The following is a 17,864-nucleotide window of genomic DNA, read 5'->3' as shown; positions in this document are numbered from 1 at the left end:
TTTGTTCCACGATTGAAATCGTGGCTGTTCAAAAGGTGTTTTTATACACCCATGATGTTGTAACCGGAGTCCACGAAAAGGGTCTCGCCAGTGGTGCCGGATGCGAGGTCGGAAGCAAGATAGAGGGCGGCTTTGCCCACATCCTGAATGGTGGTGTTGCGGTGCAGGGGAGCCTTTTCCTCGATTGTGGAGAGAATGCTCTTGAAGCCGGAAATGGCGGAGGCAGCCATGGTTTTGACCGGTCCGGCGCTGATGGCGTTCACGCGCACGCCCTTGTGCCCCAGGTCCACGGCGAGATAGCGCACACAGGATTCCAATGCGGCCTTGGCAACGCCCATGGCGTTGTAGTTGGCAATTACCTTGCCCGAACCGTAGTAGCTCATGGTGATGACCGAACCGTTGGTGTTGATCAGCGGTTCAAAGGCGCGCGCCAGTGCCACCAGGGAGTAGGAGGAAACGTCCAGAGCCACTTTGAAGCCTTCGCGGCTGGTGTCGATGAAACGTCCCTTGAGGTCTTCGCGGTTCGCATAGGCGATGGAATGGATAATGATGTCCACGTCGCCCCATTGCTCTTTTACGAAATCGGCGCAGGCGTCGATCTGCTCATCTTCGCTGACGTTGCAGGGAACGATGAAGTCGGCACCGAGTTGTTCCGCAATGGGCTCAATGCGTTTTTTGATGGGGTCGGCTGCATAGCTCAGACCGAGCTTTGCGCCGTGTTTCCTGAGCTGTTCGGCAACGCCGTAGGCAATGCTGCGGTCGTTGACCACACCGAACACCAGTGCTTTTTTTCCTTCCAGTAGCATTGTGGGGTCTCTCTTGTTTTTCGTTTGGGGACAGGGAGCCGGTCATCCGGGTCCATGGTGGGATTGTATTGTGTTACGTACAAAGTATATCGAATGCAAAGTCCAATTTGGCTGCCTGGTTACAAAGGCGTGGAAACAGAGCGGGGGAAAGTCAAGGCTTGCGCGTTGTTTCTCGCAGGCAGAGTTTCGGGTTTTCGTCGCAATGGGCGTAGCAACGGGGCAGTGGTCCTTTGTCGGCAGCCTGAAAGGACAATTTCTTTCCCTAGAATAGGAAGAAGCAGAGGCTTGTCAATGATTGGGAAAAAAAGAACCCCAAGTTTTTCAGATATTAGGTTATATATTTCCATAAAAAGGAATGCATGATATGCGCAGGTCATTGGAGGTTATCCATGATCGCGAATGTTTGCAAAATCCTGGGCATAATCCTTTTGCTCGTTGCCACCTGCGGCTTTTCCAGCTGCCGGAAGGATGCGGCCGTGGAAGGCGTTGCCTCGCAGTGGTGCAAGACGGTCCGTGGCTCGCAGGCCATCTGCGCCTATCCGCTTTCCCAGGATATGGAGCCCGGAGATTTTTTTCTGGTGCAGACGCCCATCCAAAAACAGCAGGAAGAATATGTCGAGGGCGGATACCTTCCGCTGGATATCTATCTCGGCAGGCTGAACGCGACGGAGCAAGAGTATGCGGATCACTATAATGCCGCCTACCTTGAGGCGCCTTTTTCCGGAACGCCGTTGTCCCAATGTGAAGACAACGCCACGCTGAATGTCTCGTTTCCCAGTTTTACGGTCAAAGTGAACAGCGACACCGGCATTTCCGCAGGATTTCCCGTCTATTCCATCCCCATAGCCCTGCAGCTGGTCAATTCCGACAATGCAGTGGCGCGATTTACCGTGAGCAATGCGACAACCTACGGATTGCCCCTGTTTTCCTGGTACGGGAAGTTGAAACAATGGGCGGCTGAGCCAATCAACCGGACCATGCTGGCTGAAATTTCCGAGTCGTTTCCCGAGAAAAGCAAGAGCGACGGCCTTTCACGCCCGTATATTCGTGTGGTGAACCGGGTCTACAGGGTACGCGCCGTGGACATCAATCTGGCTGATGGTGAACGGAGCGGTGTGGGCGTCGGAGCGGGTTTTTTCCCTGGGGATGCGGCAGGCGGCATGACCGCATTGAATGCAACGGTGACGGACTACCAAAACAAACTGTCTGTTCTGGGGAAACTCTTGAATGGCGGTGCCGCGCCCGGCGGCTCGGCTGCCTTCACCCTGGTTTCCAACAGAACCGTGGGCATCCGCGAGACGTTTCCCAGGCCGCTGGTGCTTGGCTACCTGGGCTTCGATGTTCCGATTCTTTCCCACGGGAGGCTTGGTCCCCCCGTGGGCACCATTGCCCAAGTGGAAGGTGGCGTTTTTGAAAAGATGCCGCTGGAAACGGAGCTGGTAAACCTGAACTTGTACAAGGCTGCCATCAAGGCCTTGCCCTGGCCAGGGCAAAAACTCGCGGCATATGACTTTATCGCCGAAGCGGTGCGGGATGACGACCTGAGAAAAGTTGTTGTCTGCATGCAGAGCAACCCGATGAACAGTACGGTTGGCGAAGTCAGATGCGATCTTGCCAACATGTTTGTGGCTGGCGGGAACAGCAACATCTGCATCGAAACGGGCAGCCTTGAGGACTGCTTCTGGGCAGTAGGCGATATAAAGAGGCTTTCCCCGCATGTTGTTCGCTTGGGGGCTTACCAAGGGTATGATGATGGAGGTCAGCAACGATGAAACTTGAAGAGTGCCAGAGTGCGCTTATTGCCTGCCCCACGCAAAACGCGGAAATGTTTGCCCGCCAGATGAACACCTGCATTGCAGATGGCAAGGCGGCTGTTGTTTTTAAAGACAGTCAGGGAAAGTGTCGGCTTATTCCCTTTTCTCCGGAGGGGGAAAAGGCGCAAAAAATTGCGGAGGCCTTGAGCGGACAAACTGATGTAAAGAGCGTTGGTTCTTCTGATTCAACAGATTCGGCGTCCTAACAAGGAGGCACACCATGGCAGAGTATTTTGATTGCCCGGAACTTATGACCAGCCTGCCCATCAGCAGGGCGGCCTACTCGGACCGGATGGCCTGGATTCTCGCGGAAATGTCCCGGCTGGTGTACGAGAAGCTGCCCAACGAGGCGGCCCTGGAAGGCTATGTGGCGCTTCTGGAACGGGCCGTGGAACGTGGAGACTACCAGGAGGAGCTGCGTGAACTGGTCAAGAAGGTGGCCGGAAACAAGGCGCAAAGCGGCTCTATCATCGAAGGCGAACTCAAACGGGTCAGTTTTGAGCTGCTGGATACCTTTTCCGAAAAAGGCACCGAGGCGCTTCTTGCCAAAATGTCTGTGGAGAATGAGCGTTTTCTGGTGCTGGCCTTTCGGGGAACCCAGCCCAACGTGCGCGACATCCTCACCGACATCAAGGCCGACCTCATGGCTGTGGGCGAAGGGGGCAGGGCGCACAGGGGATTTGTAACCGCCTACCGGGATGTACGAAAGCAGATAACGGATGCTGTTGAGAGGGCGGACGCTCAAGGCGCGTTGCCGTTGTACATTACCGGCCATTCCCTGGGGGGAGCCCTGGCATTGCTGGCCACGCGTTTTCTGGAATGTGACCGGGAGAAGCAAAAGAAAGCGGCGAGAGCAAAAGGCCAGGCCTGTTTACCCCACTCCCAAATGGGAGCGACCTACACCTTTGGCGCACCGCGTGCGGCGGACGATACGTTTTACAGCAAGGTGAAAACGCCCATGTATCAGGTGATGAATGCGGCCGATGGTGTGGCGCGTTTGCCGTTCGGCTATGTTTGTGCGTGGCTTATCTATGGTCTGCGGCTCATTCCCATCAACGGGACGTTTCGTCTTGCCGAGTTTTTACGGAAAAATTTTTGCGGCTATACTCATCCCGGCCATCTGGTCTTTTTGTCGGCGGCGGAGAATATACCCGATGCGGCGGGAATCGGTTTTGCCAAGCTGAAGGTCAAGAAAAGCCCGGATATCTTTTGGCGCATGAGTGTGGTCATCCCGCGGTTGATTATAACGCGGGGCAGGGCCGCTGTAACGGACCATTCTATTCAGGAGTATAGTCTTAAGCTCAGGGCGAATGCCCAACGAAGACAATGATGTGGGAGAAAGGGGAGTATAATTGGAGGAAGGACAAAAAAAGATTCGCCGTGGCCGCGCTCTGTGCCGGGTCAACCGGCAATTCCACCGTGTTCGTGTTTAACGCCTGATGGAAGCTACGCGCGGACGGGCGAATCCGCAGGGGCATCTGAGTGCCATGTTATGGTGATGCGCATTAACGGGCAGCACCCTCCGTTGCGGTTAAACCACATCTGCTAAAGACCTTCTCCAGCATTGATTATAGAGATAATGCAAGCGAGCCTCTTTGTAAAGAGAAGAACCAGAGCTTTTTGTAGAACTTGCTGATTTGATGAAGAATTTTTTTAAATGATAGGATCCCGGGTGCGGCCGCACCCACCCCGGTCGCACCTACCCCGGCCGCACCCACAGCAGGCGGGTAGCGCTTTCCGCCTGCAGATTGGGACGAAGAGCAGGGCTTGAAACCCGCTCTTTGGAGAGGAACAAATTGCCCTTGGTTCAGCAGGGAATATGCCAACTGGTTATCCCCCGAAAAAAGGTGTTTCTACCGGATTTGTCGAAACCGTACCGCCAACGCTGTTGCCAACCTGTCAGAATCATTGGCTGCCCCTGGAAAACCTTGTTTTGTTACAAAAATGGAGCATAAGATTGACAGTTGGGCCTACTCACAGTATCTAGGCAGGCTTCGCAGAACGTAATCCCGCACAGGGAATATTTTTTTTAAGGAGAATCATACAATGGATTATCAGGTCGAAGAGCTGTCGCCGGTCGAGCGCAAAGTTTCCGTTACCGTGCCTGCCGAGGAAGCCAACGCGGCCATCCTCGCCACCACCGCTCTGTACCGCAGAAGCGCCGAGATCAAGGGCTTCCGCAAGGGCAAGGTTCCCGCCAACGTGGTCGAATCCCGTTATAGGAAGCAGATCTACGGCGAGGCAACCCAGGACCTGATCAACCTTCATCTCAACCAGATCATGGGCGAGATGAAGCTGAGCCCCATGTCCGGCTTGCAGGTCGATTCCGAAGAGATCGTCAAGGATCAGGACTTCCTTTACAGCTTCTCCTTTGAAGTGGCTCCCGAGCTGGAACTGCCCAACTACAAGGGCATTTCCGTAGAGCAGGAAGAAGTCGTTTCCGACGAAAAGGAAGTGCAGGCCGTTATCGACCGTGTGCGCGAACGTATGGCCGAACTGGTCGACGTGGATGAAAAGCGCAAGCCCGTTGACGGCGAAATCGCTGTCGTGGACTTTGCAGCTCTGGGCGACGACCAGGCCTTCCAGGGACTGCGGGCCAACAATTTTCAGCTGGAACTCGGTTCCGGACAGGCTCTTGAAGGTTTCGAAGAAATCGTCAAGGGACTGGAAACCGGCGATTCCGGCAAGGGCGACCTGACCTTCCCCGAAGACTTCCTGAACGAAGACCTGGCAGGCAAGACCGTCGAGGTCCGTGTGGTGCTCCACTCCATCAAGGAAAAGAAGCTGCCCGAGCTGAACGATGAACTGGCCACCAAGGCTGGCGGTTTTGAAAGCGTGGAAAAAATGCGCGAAGCCATCGAGGAATCCTACCTCGCCAGCCGTCGTCAGCTGGTAAAGGCCGAAGCCGAGAAGAACATGCTGGACAGCCTGATCGATCAGATCGAAATTCCCATGCCGCCTTCCGTGCTGCAGCGCAACCTGGAAAACATCGTAGCCGACAAGAAGCATCGCCTGGAGCAGGTCGGCAAGAGCTTCAAGGCCATTGGCAAGACCGAGGAAGAGATTATTGAAGAGTCTCGCGAAGATGCCGAACGCGCATCCCGCAGCCAGCTTTTCCTGATGGCCGTTGCCACTGCCGAAGAAATGACGGTTGATCCCGAACAGGTGGACGAGGAAATCCGCAAGATGGCTGTTCAGTCCGGCCAGGATTTCAACTCCCTGAAGCAGTACTACGATCAGGCCGGTGTATCCCTCCTCATCAAGGACCGCATCCTTTGCGACAAGGCCATGGAGTACATCTACTCCAATGCCGAAATCAAAGAGGTTCCTGCCAAGCCCAAGGAAGAGGGCGCCAAGGAAGAGGGCAAGGAAGAGGCATAGCCTAGATCGCGAGAATATTACGCCGCGTCCGGTTGTGCCGGGCGCGGCATTTTTTTCCCCATCTCCGCAGGTAATGGGGGATCAACCGGGCGAAAACCGATGAGCAATCGGTAGGTCCGGTTTTTGCTTATGAAAGAGGGGATGAGAAAATTTCCCCTTGAGCTTGCCAAAAGAATGATTAACTATGCTGATAACGTTTGCGGGAACTTCCCCTAAAGCGCGGGTCATCCGGCCCTGCGTCCCCAATATATCAGCCTCAAGGAGTCATTAGATGATGTCTCACGCACAGGTTCCCATCGTCATAGAAACGACGGGCAAATCCGAACGCGCCTACGATATATACTCCCGGTTGCTCAGAGACCGGATTATCCTGCTCGGAACCGCCATTGACGACCACGTGGCAAGCCTTATCTGCGCCCAGCTTCTTTTTCTGGAATCCGAAAATCCGGAAAAGGAAATCCACATGTATATCAACTCGCCGGGCGGCGTTGTTACGGCGGGCATGGCAATCTACGATACCATGCAGTACATCTCTTCGCCCGTGTCCACGCTCTGCCTGGGGCAGGCCGCCAGCATGGGCGCACTGCTGCTGTGCGCGGGAGCCGAAGGCATGCGTTACGCGCTGCCGCACTCGCGTATCATGATTCACCAGCCTTCCGGCGGTTTTCAGGGGCAGGCTACGGATATCGAACTGCACGCCCGTGAAATCCACCGCCAGCGCAAGGCCCTGAATAAAATCATGGCCAAGCACACAGGTATGGATATCGAAAGAATCCAGGTGGATACGGAGCGTGACAATTTCATGTCTGCCGAAGAAGCCCAGAAGTACGGTTTGATCGACAAAATCATGGTCTCGCGCGAGAGCGAGGGCGAGGAAGATAAAAAATAATTTGATGCGACCGGGTAACCGGTTTATTGTTGGCTAACAAGCCAAAAAAGAAGAATCATGGCCACGCCACCCAGCGTGGGCCGAACGACGACCGTGAATGCGCATACTGCGCCAGGCACGCGAAAGCCATTCGAGGAAACGCCATGGCCACGAAAAACACCACGCGGACAGAACTTCGCTGCACCTTCTGCAACAAATCGCAGGATGAGGTACAGCGTCTGATCGCAGGACCGGATGTCTACATCTGCGACGAATGCGTTGCCCTGTGCAATGAGATCATTGCCCAGGAAAACATGACCGAAGTGAAGGAGGATGCAGAACTTCTTCCACCCTCGCAGATCAAAAAACTTCTGGACGAGTACGTCATTGGACAGGACTTTGCCAAAAAGATCCTCTCCGTGGCGGTACACAATCATTACAAGCGTGTCTTTTATGCCGATCGTCTGTCCAATGAAGTAGAGCTGGACAAGTCCAACATCCTGCTGCTCGGCCCCACAGGCTGCGGCAAGACCCTGTTGGCTCAGACTCTGGCACGGATACTCAAGGTTCCCTTTGCCATTGCCGACGCCACCGCCCTTACCGAGGCCGGTTACGTGGGCGAGGACGTGGAGAACATTCTTGTGCAGCTGCTTCAGAATGCCGACTACGACATCGAAGCCGCTTCCAAGGGCATTGTCTACATAGACGAAATCGACAAGGTTGCACGCAAGGCCGATTCGCCGTCCATTACCCGAGACGTTTCGGGCGAGGGCGTGCAGCAGGCCCTGCTGAAAATTATAGAAGGCACGGAAGCCAACATTCCGCCCAAGGGAGGCCGCAAGCATCCCCAGCAGGAATTCATCCGTCTGGATACCAGCAACATCCTGTTCATCCTGGGCGGTGCCTTCATCGGGCTGGACAAGATCATCGAGAACCGTATGTCCGGTTCCTCCATGGGCTTCGGCGCCAAGGTCGAGAAAAAGTCCGAAAGAAAGACTTTCGACCTGTACCGCGAAACGCATCCCGACGATCTTATCAAGTTCGGCCTCATCCCCGAGTTCATCGGCCGCGTTCCCGTGGTCACCTCGCTCGAGGAACTGGAAGAAGACGATCTGGTCCGCATCCTTACGGAACCGAAGAACGCCCTCATCAAGCAGTATATGAAGCTCTTCGAGCTGGACAAGGTCAACCTGCGCTTTTCCGCCAACGCATTGCGCAGCATTGCCAAAAAAGCCATTGAACGCAAAACCGGCGCGCGCGGCCTGCGTAATGTCATGGAAAGCGTGATGCTGGAAATCATGTATGACCTGCCCTCCATGTCCAATGTCAAGGAGTGCGTCATCAATAAGGCTGTTGTGGAGCGCGGTGCCGAACCGCTCATGTTTTTCCATAGCGAAGCCAAGAGCGCGTAATACGTGCCCGTAAAAAGACCGCGCCGGTCGTGTCTTGCTCTCCTGTTTGGTGTGTATCCAGGCAGGACGGCAAACACAGCCGCGCGGTTTTTTCTTAGGTGGGGGCTGGACACGGGCAAATGGTGTTATATTTAGCTGCAAGATCGTTGACACTTACGGGGTTTGCCTTAAGCTTTAGTGTGAGCAGGTAGGATACCCCGCCTGTCGAATACAAGACGACCGGGAGAAAAAATGCCCAGCTTTTATGCAAATGATGCGGACAAACCAGAAATGGTTCGCCTGCCCATGATGTCGCTGCGCGAGGTGGTCATGTTTCCCAAGTCCATCGTGCCGCTTTTTGTTGGACGGGACGCATCCATCCGAGCCATCGAGACCGCTCTGTCCCAATATGATAAAAAAATATTTCTGGTTACCCAGCGGAGCCCGGAAAAAGAACGCCCGGAAGGCAAAGACCTGTACGAAGTAGGTACGGTCAGCAAAATCCTGCAGCTTTTGCGCCTGCCCGACGGAACCATCAAGGTTTTGTTCGAGGGGCTTTACCGCGCGGGCTGGGATGCCAAGGGTGCCGAACTTTCCTGGGAAGAATTTCCCATGGCCGAAGTGCAGCAGCTCAACGAAATCGAGGTGGATTCCCTGGAAGCCAAAGCCTTGGTTCGCACGGTGCACGAGTCCGTGGAGCAGTACGCCAAGGTCAATAAAAAGCTGGCACAGGAAACCGTGGTGGCCGTGACCTCGCTTACCGAGCCCGGACGGCTGGCCGATTCCATCATGCCGCACCTCAAGGTTCCCTTCGATAAAAAGCAGGAAGTTCTGGAAAACCTGCATCCCATTGATCGCCTGGAGGACACCTACAGCCTGCTGCAAGGCGAAATCGAAATTTCCTCTCTGGAAAAGAAGATCAAGTCCCGCGTCAAGAACCAGATGGAACTCAACCAGCGGGACTACTATCTGAACGAACAGCTTAAGGCCATCAACAAAGAGATGGGACGCGAGGAAGATCCCGGCGTTGAGGCCGACGAGCTGGAACAGCAGATGAAGGATAAGGATATGCCCGAGGAGGCCCGCGAAAAGGGCCTGCGCGAGCTCAAGAAACTCCGCCAGATTCCGCCCAGCTCGGCCGAGTACACCGTGGTCCGCAACTATGTGGACTGGATTCTCGACCTGCCCTGGAGCAAGACCAAGGACTTCAAGCTCGACCTCGAAGAGGCTGCCGCCATTCTCGATAAGGACCACTATGGCCTGGAAAAACCCAAGAAGCGTATTCTTGAATTCCTGGCCGTGCAGAGCCTTGTGGAGACCATGAAAGGCCCCATCCTCTGTTTTGTGGGCCCTCCTGGCGTGGGCAAAACCTCGCTGGCAAAGTCCATTGCCCGTGCCACGGACCGCCCCTTTGTGCGGCTGTCCCTGGGCGGCGTGCGCGACGAGGCCGAAATTCGCGGCCACCGCCGTACCTACGTCGGTGCACTGCCCGGCAAGATCCTTCAGTCGCTCAAGCGCAGCGAGTACAACAACCCCGTGTTCTGTCTGGACGAAGTGGACAAGATGTCCACCGACTTCCGTGGCGATCCTTCCAGCGCATTGCTGGAAGTGCTCGACCCGGAACAGAACTACGCGTTCAACGACCATTACCTGGACATGGACTACGACTTGTCCAAGGTATTCTTCATCACCACGGCGAACACGCTGCACTCCATTCCGCTGCCGCTTCAGGACCGTATGGAAATCATCCAGATTCCCGGCTACCTGGAAAGCGAAAAGAGCCGTATCGCCCGCGACTTCCTGGTGCCCAAGCAGATAGAACAGCATGGGTTGGAAACCGACAACATGGCCGTGCCCGATGACGTTCTGCTGGAGGTCATCCGTCGTTATACCCGCGAATCCGGCGTGCGTAACCTGGAGCGTGAAATCGCCTCCCTGTGCCGCAAATCCGCCATGAAGATTGTGGAAAACGACGACAAGACCCTGACCGTTGATATCACCAAGGACAACCTGGAAGACTTTCTGGGCGTGGCCAAGCACCGCTACGGCGAAAAGGAAGAAAACCCGCTGGTCGGCGTTACCAATGGTCTCGCCTTTACCGAAGTGGGCGGTGAACTCCTTACCGTGGAAGTCGTGCTCATGCCCGGCAACGGCAAGGTGGAAATTACCGGCAAGCTCGGCGACGTTATGCAGGAATCCGCCAAGGCCGCGCTCTCCTACGTGCGGTCCCGGTCGGACAGCTTCGGCCTCAAGCCCGACTTTTACAAGGAAGTCGACATCCACGTGCATGTGCCCGAAGGCGCAGTGCCCAAGGATGGACCCAGCGCTGGCGTTACCCTGACCACCGCCATCGTCTCCGCACTGATCAACGTGCCCGTGCGCAACGACCTGGCAATGACCGGGGAAATTACCCTGCGCGGCCGCGTCCTGCCCATTGGCGGATTGCGCCAGAAGCTCCTTGCCGCCCACCGCGGCCTCATCGAACGCGTGCTCATCCCCAAGGAGAACGCCAAGGACCTCAAGGAAGTCCCCGAGGACATCCTGAACGATCTCAAGATCATCCAGGTCGATACCATCGATGAAGTGCTGCGCGAAGCCCTGGTCTGCAACGGCGACGTTCCGTTCTGCAATCGTCCGGAATCGCTCCCCCTGGCTCACCAGCTTATGAAGGACGAATTCCGCGACCAGATGCACTAAGACAAGATAATTAGGAAGGGAGAAGTGGGGGCGTTGCCCCCACACCCCCACCAGGAGGCAACGGCCTCCTGGACCTGCGATAATATTCAAGTAGAATCCCCCTGGAAACAAAGTTTCCAGGGGGATTCTTATTTTGATCCATTATGGGGGCTATTGCAGCATAGTATTTTTAAGCTGAGCGTAGTTTGTAGCTTCGTTAGTCAAAGAAGGATTTTTCATGTGTTGATATTAAATTTATGAGGTGATTTTGTTTTTCATCGGCAGCAAAAAAAGAATCATGGGACAACGATGCTGACATAGTGTTTATCTCTGCAGCAGAATAATTAAAGTTAGCATTCTTTTTTCCAACCAAGACTTTTGAAGAAGAAATAGGCATATATACAAATTGAATATCCTTATAGCCTTTAAAGAGACTAGAATGCTTTTCTTCTGCATCTATTCCAATAACAGGATTGTCTCCCAATATTATGGACTCATTGAATGAAAGAATTTCCCATGTATAAGAAAATAATGGATTTTTTTTCAATCGATTCAGGTCGAAAGATTCTGATGTGAATTTTGGAATATTCTTTTTTTGAGCATATTTCCCAAATTCTGTATTCATTATTCGTTCTTTAACTGATGCACTCATGTACTTTAAATTACAAAACATATTTTCCAAAATTTCTTTTTTATTTGCATCCATTTGGATGAGCACTTCGTCAGGGATAGAAGCAAAATATGGAGAATTTTTTTTAAGTTCATCTTCAACCAAATTAGTTAATACTTGGCGCAAGTTGTCTTCTTCAACGAATTTATTTAATAAGCTTTTTGTTGAATAATCTGATTTTTGACGAAGACTTTTAGTTCTGAATGCACATATTTGTATAAAGCGTATTAAATTTTCTTTCTTTTTCGGAATTATTCCATTTTGGAGAGACTTGATTATATCTGCGTTTTTATTTTCGTAGTCCGTGAGACTACTATCTGTAACTCCATCCTCTTTGCCATAAAAGAACCTTTCAGCAGCTACATTTTTTATCGCCACTAGTAATGCGTTAGGTTTATTTTTTTTGTATAGATAAATTTGCTTTTTGCTTTTTGAAAAACCTTTTAGCAGTGCTTGTTGTATAAAATGCTGTTTTTTCCCAGGCATTTCACCGTCCAATGTTTTAGGTGTAAATAATATTTTCTATGGTTTATCCTTTCTAGCAAATAAAATGATGAGTGTATTCTTTTTCCTTTGCCGCCATCCTACTATTCGCCACGCTTCGTGGCGTAGCTACAGCCTTTTACTTGTAAATGCAGCCTGTTAACTTATGGCGCAATGACTTTATTTCACCTGCCTTGGCTTAAAGAGGCGGCCATGACTTCTTAATAAATACCTGCGGCCCCTTCGTGCCGGAAAGGGAGGGGAAGGTACTTTTGTTCAGTGGGGTGAAAAAGCCGTGCTGGCAAGGCGCAAGGCAAAGGCACGGCCGACGCGTATTTTTATGATACGCAAGGATGTGTCCTTTGCTGCGGCAACGCTGACAGCACGGCTTTTTCACCCCACTGAAGGGGGAACCGGGCGCGTTACCGGGCTACCCCCACTGTTTCCGGAGAATTTGTCGTTACTATGCTTGGCAAACTCACGATGGGACACCATGCCTTGTTTTCCCCTCACTGCCTCTTTCCTCTTCAATGCGCGGAAGGCGCATTGCTCTTCCTCTCTTCGGATGTATGCCTACTTGTTGGCAAAAAAGCTGAAGTCAAAAAAATGCCTTTTGTCCTTTACCAGGCATTTTCCAACTTCGCCTCTTTCGCATTCGTTCAATGGAATAGCCTTCCTTCCATTCAGTTCTTCCAATGAACCAAGATAAACAGAATACGTCTGTTCATCAAACTGGATTGCCATCCAATAAGCCTTGGCCCCGTATTCTTCCTCTGCTCTTTTGGCTTTGTCGTAGCAATGGTCACCCAAGTTGTAAGAACTGTTCAACTTTCCATTCACTTGATACTTGTTGCGAGCTTTGATGCTTATAACCTGTTTTTCATCATCTTTAATTCCAAATACGTCTGCAAACGGGAAGTTCATTTTTTTATCATTGAGATTCCGTACTCTGTCGTACTTCTCATCGACCAAAGCTTTCAGACCAAAAAGCTCCCCAAGCTCACCTAATGATTTTTTCCTTAACGCTTCTTTTTTTCTTTGAGACTCATCCATAATTGACCTTCTTTTTAGATAATTGTCTTCATCGAATGGGATGTGTTTTTTCAATAGCTGACCATTAAACTCAGAGTGCGATTTTGTAGTTTAAATTTCAAGTCTGTTTGCAATTAGTCCTATCAACTTAGAACGCATATCCCAATTGGGGAAACAAGATTTGATAACAGGGCAGAGGTGGGTATTAAAGTTTTGTTGGGTTTAATTAACTATGGCCTACTATTCGCCACGCTTCGTGACACGACTGCGGCTTTTGGGTTGCAAATGCAGCCTGCCAACCTCTGGCGCAAGGGCGTTAACTCACCTGCCTTGGTTCAAAGAGGCGGCCATGACAAATTTTAGATACCTGCGGCCCCTTCGTGCCGGAGGGGGAGGGGAAGGTGCTTTTGTTCAGTGGGGGCAAAAGCCGTGCTGGCAAGGCGCAAGGCAAAGACACGGCCGACGCGTATTTTTATGATACGCGAGGATGTGTCCTTTGCCGCAACAACGCAGCCAGCACGGAATTTTCACCCCACTGACGGGGGAACCGGGCGCGTTACCGGGCTACCCCCACTGTTTCTGGCAAAATATATCGACCTGGGATTGAAGAACGACTAGAGGGATACCGTGACTTATCCTGCCTTCACAGCCTCTTATCTTTCTTTTTCTTCTTCTTTAACTTTCTGTTCCAGGATGGCTTTCCAGCAACGCCGCCAGCACGGAATTTTCCTACGTAAACAACGCATACACCGTCGCCCCCACCATCAACATCACCATAAAACCATTCACCATCAACTCCGCCCGCCGCGTCCGTAGCACCCGCATAAACGACGCTCCGGCCACTCCCCACATACTGTGAAAAACAATCATGGCCGTAAAATACGTCAATACAAATACCAGTATCTGCGGTGTTTGCGGCGCAAGCGGATCGGCAAACTGGCTGAACGATGAAACCGCCATGGCCCATGTTTTCGGGTTGAGCGGGTGCAGAATAACCCCTTCCAGATAGGAAAACGGTCGCGTCTCTCCGGGCGTGCTGACATGCATGCGCAGAATTTTCCAGGCAAGATACAAAATGTACGCGGTGCTCAATACCTTGAAGACGAGCGCGGCACGGGGGGAGGCCATGTACAGTTCTGCCAGCCCAAAGGCGACCAAAAGATCAATGCACAAACCACCCGTGACAATTCCGCCCAGAAAAGGCAGGCTTTTGCGGTAGCCGACAGTCTGCCCCAAAGCGAGCATGGACAGATTGCCCGCACCGGGCGTACTGGTCATGGCAATAACAAAAAGCAGAAACGGCCAGTAATTCTCCAACATACATCCCTCCTTGTCGGTACATGCACATTAAAAGGACTTTCTTGCTATTATCGGCTTATTATTGACATTGTGTGCAGTCAATGAAAGTATTGTCTGCATGACAAACTGGAAACCATATATCGAGGGCGGAAGCGGCCCCAAATATCAGTCCCTGGCCGACGCGATCCAACGCGATGTTTTTTCCGGAAGGCTCAAACCCGGCGAGCGACTCCCCACACACCGGGAGCTGGCCGACGCCATTGGCGTAAACGTCAGCACCATTACCCGTGGCTATGTCGAAGCCGAGCGGCGTGGGCTCATTTCCGGTACTGTGGGGCGTGGCACCTTTGTGGCTGCGGATGCACAGGCCGCCACGTTCATGGTTTCGTTCGAGCCGCATGTGCCGGGCCTTATAGAGATGGGGCTGATTGAGCCGCTGTATGCGTTTGAGCCGCCCATTCAGGACGGACTGCGCAAGCTGATGCGCCGTCGCAATGTGGACAGCTTCATGCGCTATTCCGACCCGCGCGGCCTGCCCGAACACCGGGCCGTTGGCGCGGATTGGGTGGGGTTGTACGGGCTGAAGGTCGAGCCCCAGGACGTGGTTGTCTGCTCCGGTGCTCAGCACGGCATAACCTGCTGCTTGTCTGCTTTGTTTTGCGCGGGCGACCGGATAGGCGTGGATTCGCTGACCTATCCGGCCATGAAAACGCTTGCCAACATGCTCGGCATCCGCCTGGTGGCCCTGCCCATGGACGAGCAGGGCGTAACGCCCGAGGGGCTGGACGTGGCCTGCCGCCGGGGCGCGCTCAAGGGCGTGTACCTTATGCCGGGGCTGCAGAATCCCACCACCTCTACCATGTCGCAGCAACGCCGCGAGGAGATAGCCCAGGTTGTGCAAAAGCATTCCCTCGTCCTCATTGAAGACGACGCCTACGACCTGACCGTGCACAACGACACACCGCCCATCTCGGCCATGGTGCCGGAGCAGAGCGTGTATATCGCCGGATTGTCCAAGGCTCTGGCTGCCGGATTGCGCGTGGCCTTTATGGCGGCGCCCAAAGAGTTGCGTCGGCCGCTTAGCCAGGCTGTGCTGAACTCGGTTTGGATGACGCCGCCCATCAACGCGGAACTGGCCTGCCAGTGGATAATGGATGGCACGGCCCTGTGGACCCTGGAACGAAAGCGGGAAGAGGCTCGGGTACGCAACGCCATAACCCGCGAGATCCTCGGTGGGTACGAATACAGGGGCCACGACACTGGATTTTTCATTTGGCTGGCATTGCCTGAACCGTGGCGTGGAAGCGCTTTTGAGGCAAAGGCAAGGGCAGCTGGCGTAAATGTGTTCGGGGCGGAGAAGTTTGCCGTGGGCGAGAGCAATCCGCCCGCCATGGCGCGTATCGCCCTCAGCGGCCCTGAAACACAAGAGGATTTGCGCCAGGGGCTCGGCATCCTGCGCAACGTGCTGGAACACCCGGAGGAAGGCTTGGATATGTAGCCCGGCGCAATGTCCGAAACTTCCTGTGTGTTTCGGTTGTTTGTTCAACGCTGAAAATAGGGTATAGGTTGACCGTAGAGTGCATGTGCAGAGGGCAACTTACGACGTTAACGCGAGAACAACGGAGCGAACATGGCATTGCATCCTTTGGCAGGCAAACCTGCTCCCGACGATATCCTTGAGAATATTCCCCGCCTGGTGGCGGATTATTATGTGAATCATCCCGACCCGGAAGTGCCCGAACAGACCGTCTCGTTCGGCACTTCGGGCCATCGGGGCACGTCCAAGGCCTCGGCTTTCAACGAGGATCACATCCTGGCCATTTCCCAGGCCGTGTGCGAGTTCCGTGCCTGCAACGGTGTGGACGGCCCGCTCTACGTGGGCATGGACAGCCATGCCCTGTCCGAACCCGCCCAGATTACGGCTCTGGAAGTGTTTGCGGCCAACGGAGCCCAGGTCTTTTATCAGGAGCGGGGCGGATACACGCCCACCCCTGTCATTTCCCACGCCATCCTCACCTACAACGACGGTCGCCCCTCCGGCCTTGCCGACGGCGTGGTCATCACCCCCTCGCACAATCCCCCCTGTGACGGCGGGTTCAAGTACAACCCTCCCAAGGGCGGTCCCGCACCCGCCGAGGCCACTGCCTGGATTCAGGACCGGGCCAACGAGCTGTTGCGCGGCAAACTCGCCGGAGTAAAGCGCATCCCGTGGGCCAGGGCCAAGGCTGCGGACAATGTGCGCGAATATGATTTTGTGCGGCCTTACGTGACCGACCTGAAAAACGTGGTGGACATGGACGCGGTGCGCGCCGCCGGGCTGCACATCGGCGTGGACCCGCTGGGCGGTTCCGCCATTGTGCACTGGCAGGCCATCGGCGAAATGTATGGTTTGAACATCGAGCTGGTGAACAAACGCGTTGATCCGACGTTTTCCTTCATGCGTGTGGACAAGGATGGAAAAATCCGCATGGACTGCTCCTCTCCCTACGCCATGGCCGGGATGATCGAGCACAAGGACCGCTTCGACATTGCCTGCGGAAACGACCCGGATACGGACAGGCACGGCATTGTGACGCGTTCCAGCGGCCTGATGAATCCGAACCATTATTTGTCCGCAGCGGTGGAATATCTTTTTATGCACCGTCCGGGCTGGCCCCGGTCGGCCAAGGTGGGCAAGACCCTGGTGACCAGCTCCATGGTGGACCGGGTGGCCGCTGGGCTGGGCCGCGAGGTGGCCGAGGTTCCCGTTGGCTTCAAGTGGTTTGTGGACGGATTGCTGAGTGGCGAATACGCCATGGGCTGCGAGGAAAGCGCGGGCGCGTCGTTCCTGCGGCTGAACGGCAAGCCCTGGAGCACGGACAAGGACGGCATCATTTTGTGCCTGCTGGCCGTCGAGATGATGGCGGTGACAGACCTCGACCCCGGCGAAGCCTACACTGCGCTGACCAAAAAGTATGGGAATCCCCTGTACGAACGGCTGGAAGCGCCTGCCGACCTGGAACAGAAGGCCATTCTCAAGAAAATGTCGCCGGACGCGGTACGGGCCGACACCCTGGCAGGCGAGCCCATTACGGCCAAGCTTACCAGCGCGCCGGGCAACAACGCCCCTATTGGCGGGCTCAAGGTGACAACGGAAAACGGCTGGTTTGCCGCGCGTCCGTCGGGCACGGAAAACATCTATAAAATCTATACGGAAAGCTTCAAGGGCGAGGACCATCTGCGCGCCATTCAGGACGAGGCCCGCGACATTGTGGCCGGGGTTTTCGAGGCAGCAAAATAAAGATGGTAATCCAGGTCATTGAACGGGGTTCCGCTGGCCGGGGCCCCGTTTTTTGCGTGTTGCGGCGGTCTCGGCTTGTGGAAAGAGCCCGGATGCAATAAGAATATCTATGGTTTAAAAAACAACAAAGTCTTTGAATGCGGGCATTGCCGTTTCGGGGCCGT

General features: G+C 54.0%; 13 protein-coding genes. 9 read left to right on the top strand and 4 right to left on the bottom strand.

From position 1 onward, the window contains the following. Positions 1-41 precede the first annotated feature (41 nt). The gene (locus ACI0FJ_RS08000) at positions 42-806 is read right to left on the bottom strand and encodes an enoyl-ACP reductase FabI (RefSeq protein ID WP_424301493.1); all 765 of its coding nucleotides are present in this window, start codon (positions 804-806) and stop codon (positions 42-44) included. Positions 807-1,195: 389 nt separating this feature from the next. Here ACI0FJ_RS08000 and ACI0FJ_RS07995 point away from each other — a divergent pair, with 389 nt between their 5' ends. From ACI0FJ_RS07995 to lon, 7 genes are all read left to right on the top strand, one after another. Next, positions 1,196-2,578, top strand: a complete 1,383-nt coding sequence (locus ACI0FJ_RS07995) for a hypothetical protein (protein WP_424301491.1) — start codon at positions 1,196-1,198, stop codon at positions 2,576-2,578. After that, positions 2,575-2,826 (top strand): hypothetical protein, encoded by a 252-nt coding sequence (locus ACI0FJ_RS07990; RefSeq protein WP_424301488.1) that lies wholly within the window; start codon positions 2,575-2,577, stop codon positions 2,824-2,826. Before ACI0FJ_RS07995 ends, ACI0FJ_RS07990 begins: the two co-directional genes overlap by 4 nt. Before the next feature lie 14 nt (positions 2,827-2,840). Then, positions 2,841-3,950, top strand: a complete 1,110-nt coding sequence (locus ACI0FJ_RS07985) for a lipase family protein (RefSeq protein WP_424301485.1) — start codon at positions 2,841-2,843, stop codon at positions 3,948-3,950. 716 nt (positions 3,951-4,666) lie between these two features. Further along, on the top strand, positions 4,667-6,001 hold the full coding sequence (gene tig, locus ACI0FJ_RS07980; RefSeq protein WP_424301482.1) for a trigger factor: 1,335 nt from the start codon (positions 4,667-4,669) through the stop codon (positions 5,999-6,001). Between the two features lie 274 nt (positions 6,002-6,275). After that, positions 6,276-6,890: an ATP-dependent Clp endopeptidase proteolytic subunit ClpP gene (gene clpP / locus ACI0FJ_RS07975; RefSeq protein WP_424306522.1), complete on the top strand. Its 615-nt coding sequence runs from the start codon at positions 6,276-6,278 to the stop codon at positions 6,888-6,890. Positions 6,891-7,033: 143 nt separating this feature from the next. Further along, positions 7,034-8,281: an ATP-dependent Clp protease ATP-binding subunit ClpX gene (clpX, locus tag ACI0FJ_RS07970; RefSeq protein WP_424301479.1), complete on the top strand. Its 1,248-nt coding sequence runs from the start codon at positions 7,034-7,036 to the stop codon at positions 8,279-8,281. A gap of 231 nt (positions 8,282-8,512) precedes the next feature. After that, the gene (lon, locus tag ACI0FJ_RS07965; protein WP_424301476.1) at positions 8,513-10,957 is read left to right on the top strand and encodes an endopeptidase La; all 2,445 of its coding nucleotides are present in this window, start codon (positions 8,513-8,515) and stop codon (positions 10,955-10,957) included. Between the two features lie 196 nt (positions 10,958-11,153). Here lon and ACI0FJ_RS07960 read toward each other — a convergent pair whose 3' ends face one another. The 3 genes from ACI0FJ_RS07960 to ACI0FJ_RS07950 all read right to left on the bottom strand — a co-directional run bounded on the left by ACI0FJ_RS07960 (position 11,154) and on the right by ACI0FJ_RS07950 (position 14,441). Further along, complete coding sequence (locus ACI0FJ_RS07960; protein WP_424301473.1) at positions 11,154-12,092, bottom strand: DUF4238 domain-containing protein; 939 nt, start codon at positions 12,090-12,092, stop codon at positions 11,154-11,156. Between the two features lie 570 nt (positions 12,093-12,662). Next, positions 12,663-13,142 carry a hypothetical protein gene (locus ACI0FJ_RS07955; protein WP_424301470.1) on the bottom strand — a complete coding sequence of 160 codons (480 nt, stop codon included), beginning with the start codon at positions 13,140-13,142 and terminating at the stop codon, positions 12,663-12,665. A gap of 708 nt (positions 13,143-13,850) precedes the next feature. Continuing rightward, entirely contained in the window at positions 13,851-14,441 is a 591-nt protein-coding gene (locus ACI0FJ_RS07950; RefSeq protein WP_424301467.1) for a LysE family translocator, read from the bottom strand. Positions 14,442-14,538: 97 nt separating this feature from the next. Between ACI0FJ_RS07950 and ACI0FJ_RS07945 the strand changes: the two genes are divergently transcribed. Together ACI0FJ_RS07945 and pgm are read left to right on the top strand one after the other, a co-directional pair. After that, positions 14,539-15,918: a PLP-dependent aminotransferase family protein gene (locus ACI0FJ_RS07945; protein WP_424301464.1), complete on the top strand. Its 1,380-nt coding sequence runs from the start codon at positions 14,539-14,541 to the stop codon at positions 15,916-15,918. Between the two features lie 132 nt (positions 15,919-16,050). Further along, complete coding sequence (gene pgm / locus ACI0FJ_RS07940; RefSeq protein ID WP_424301461.1) at positions 16,051-17,700, top strand: phosphoglucomutase (alpha-D-glucose-1,6-bisphosphate-dependent); 1,650 nt, start codon at positions 16,051-16,053, stop codon at positions 17,698-17,700. The last annotated feature ends 164 nt before the right edge of the window (positions 17,701-17,864 follow it).

The organism is Desulfovibrio sp. 7SRBS1, assembly GCF_049723905.1.
Classification (GTDB): Bacteria; Desulfobacterota; Desulfovibrionia; order Desulfovibrionales; family Desulfovibrionaceae.
The sequence above is the reverse complement of the archived record's forward strand: the minus strand, read 5'-3'. Positions and strand labels throughout refer to the sequence as shown.

Bases quoted from the DNA above. Each gene is read 5' to 3' on its own strand.
- ACI0FJ_RS08000 (WP_424301493.1), bottom strand. From the start codon at position 806: ATGCTACTGGAAGGAAAAAAAGCACTGGTGTTCGGTGTGGTCAACGAC.
- ACI0FJ_RS07995 (WP_424301491.1), top strand. From the start codon at position 1,196: ATGATCGCGAATGTTTGCAAAATCCTGGGCATAATCCTTTTGCTCGTT.
- ACI0FJ_RS07990 (WP_424301488.1), top strand. From the start codon at position 2,575: ATGAAACTTGAAGAGTGCCAGAGTGCGCTTATTGCCTGCCCCACGCAA.
- ACI0FJ_RS07985 (WP_424301485.1), top strand. From the start codon at position 2,841: ATGGCAGAGTATTTTGATTGCCCGGAACTTATGACCAGCCTGCCCATC.
- tig (WP_424301482.1), top strand. From the start codon at position 4,667: ATGGATTATCAGGTCGAAGAGCTGTCGCCGGTCGAGCGCAAAGTTTCC.
- clpP (WP_424306522.1), top strand. From the start codon at position 6,276: ATGTCTCACGCACAGGTTCCCATCGTCATAGAAACGACGGGCAAATCC.
- clpX (WP_424301479.1), top strand. From the start codon at position 7,034: ATGGCCACGAAAAACACCACGCGGACAGAACTTCGCTGCACCTTCTGC.
- lon (WP_424301476.1), top strand. From the start codon at position 8,513: ATGCCCAGCTTTTATGCAAATGATGCGGACAAACCAGAAATGGTTCGC.
- ACI0FJ_RS07960 (WP_424301473.1), bottom strand. From the start codon at position 12,092: ATGCCTGGGAAAAAACAGCATTTTATACAACAAGCACTGCTAAAAGGT.
- ACI0FJ_RS07955 (WP_424301470.1), bottom strand. From the start codon at position 13,142: ATGGATGAGTCTCAAAGAAAAAAAGAAGCGTTAAGGAAAAAATCATTA.
- ACI0FJ_RS07950 (WP_424301467.1), bottom strand. From the start codon at position 14,441: ATGTTGGAGAATTACTGGCCGTTTCTGCTTTTTGTTATTGCCATGACC.
- ACI0FJ_RS07945 (WP_424301464.1), top strand. From the start codon at position 14,539: ATGACAAACTGGAAACCATATATCGAGGGCGGAAGCGGCCCCAAATAT.
- pgm (WP_424301461.1), top strand. From the start codon at position 16,051: ATGGCATTGCATCCTTTGGCAGGCAAACCTGCTCCCGACGATATCCTT.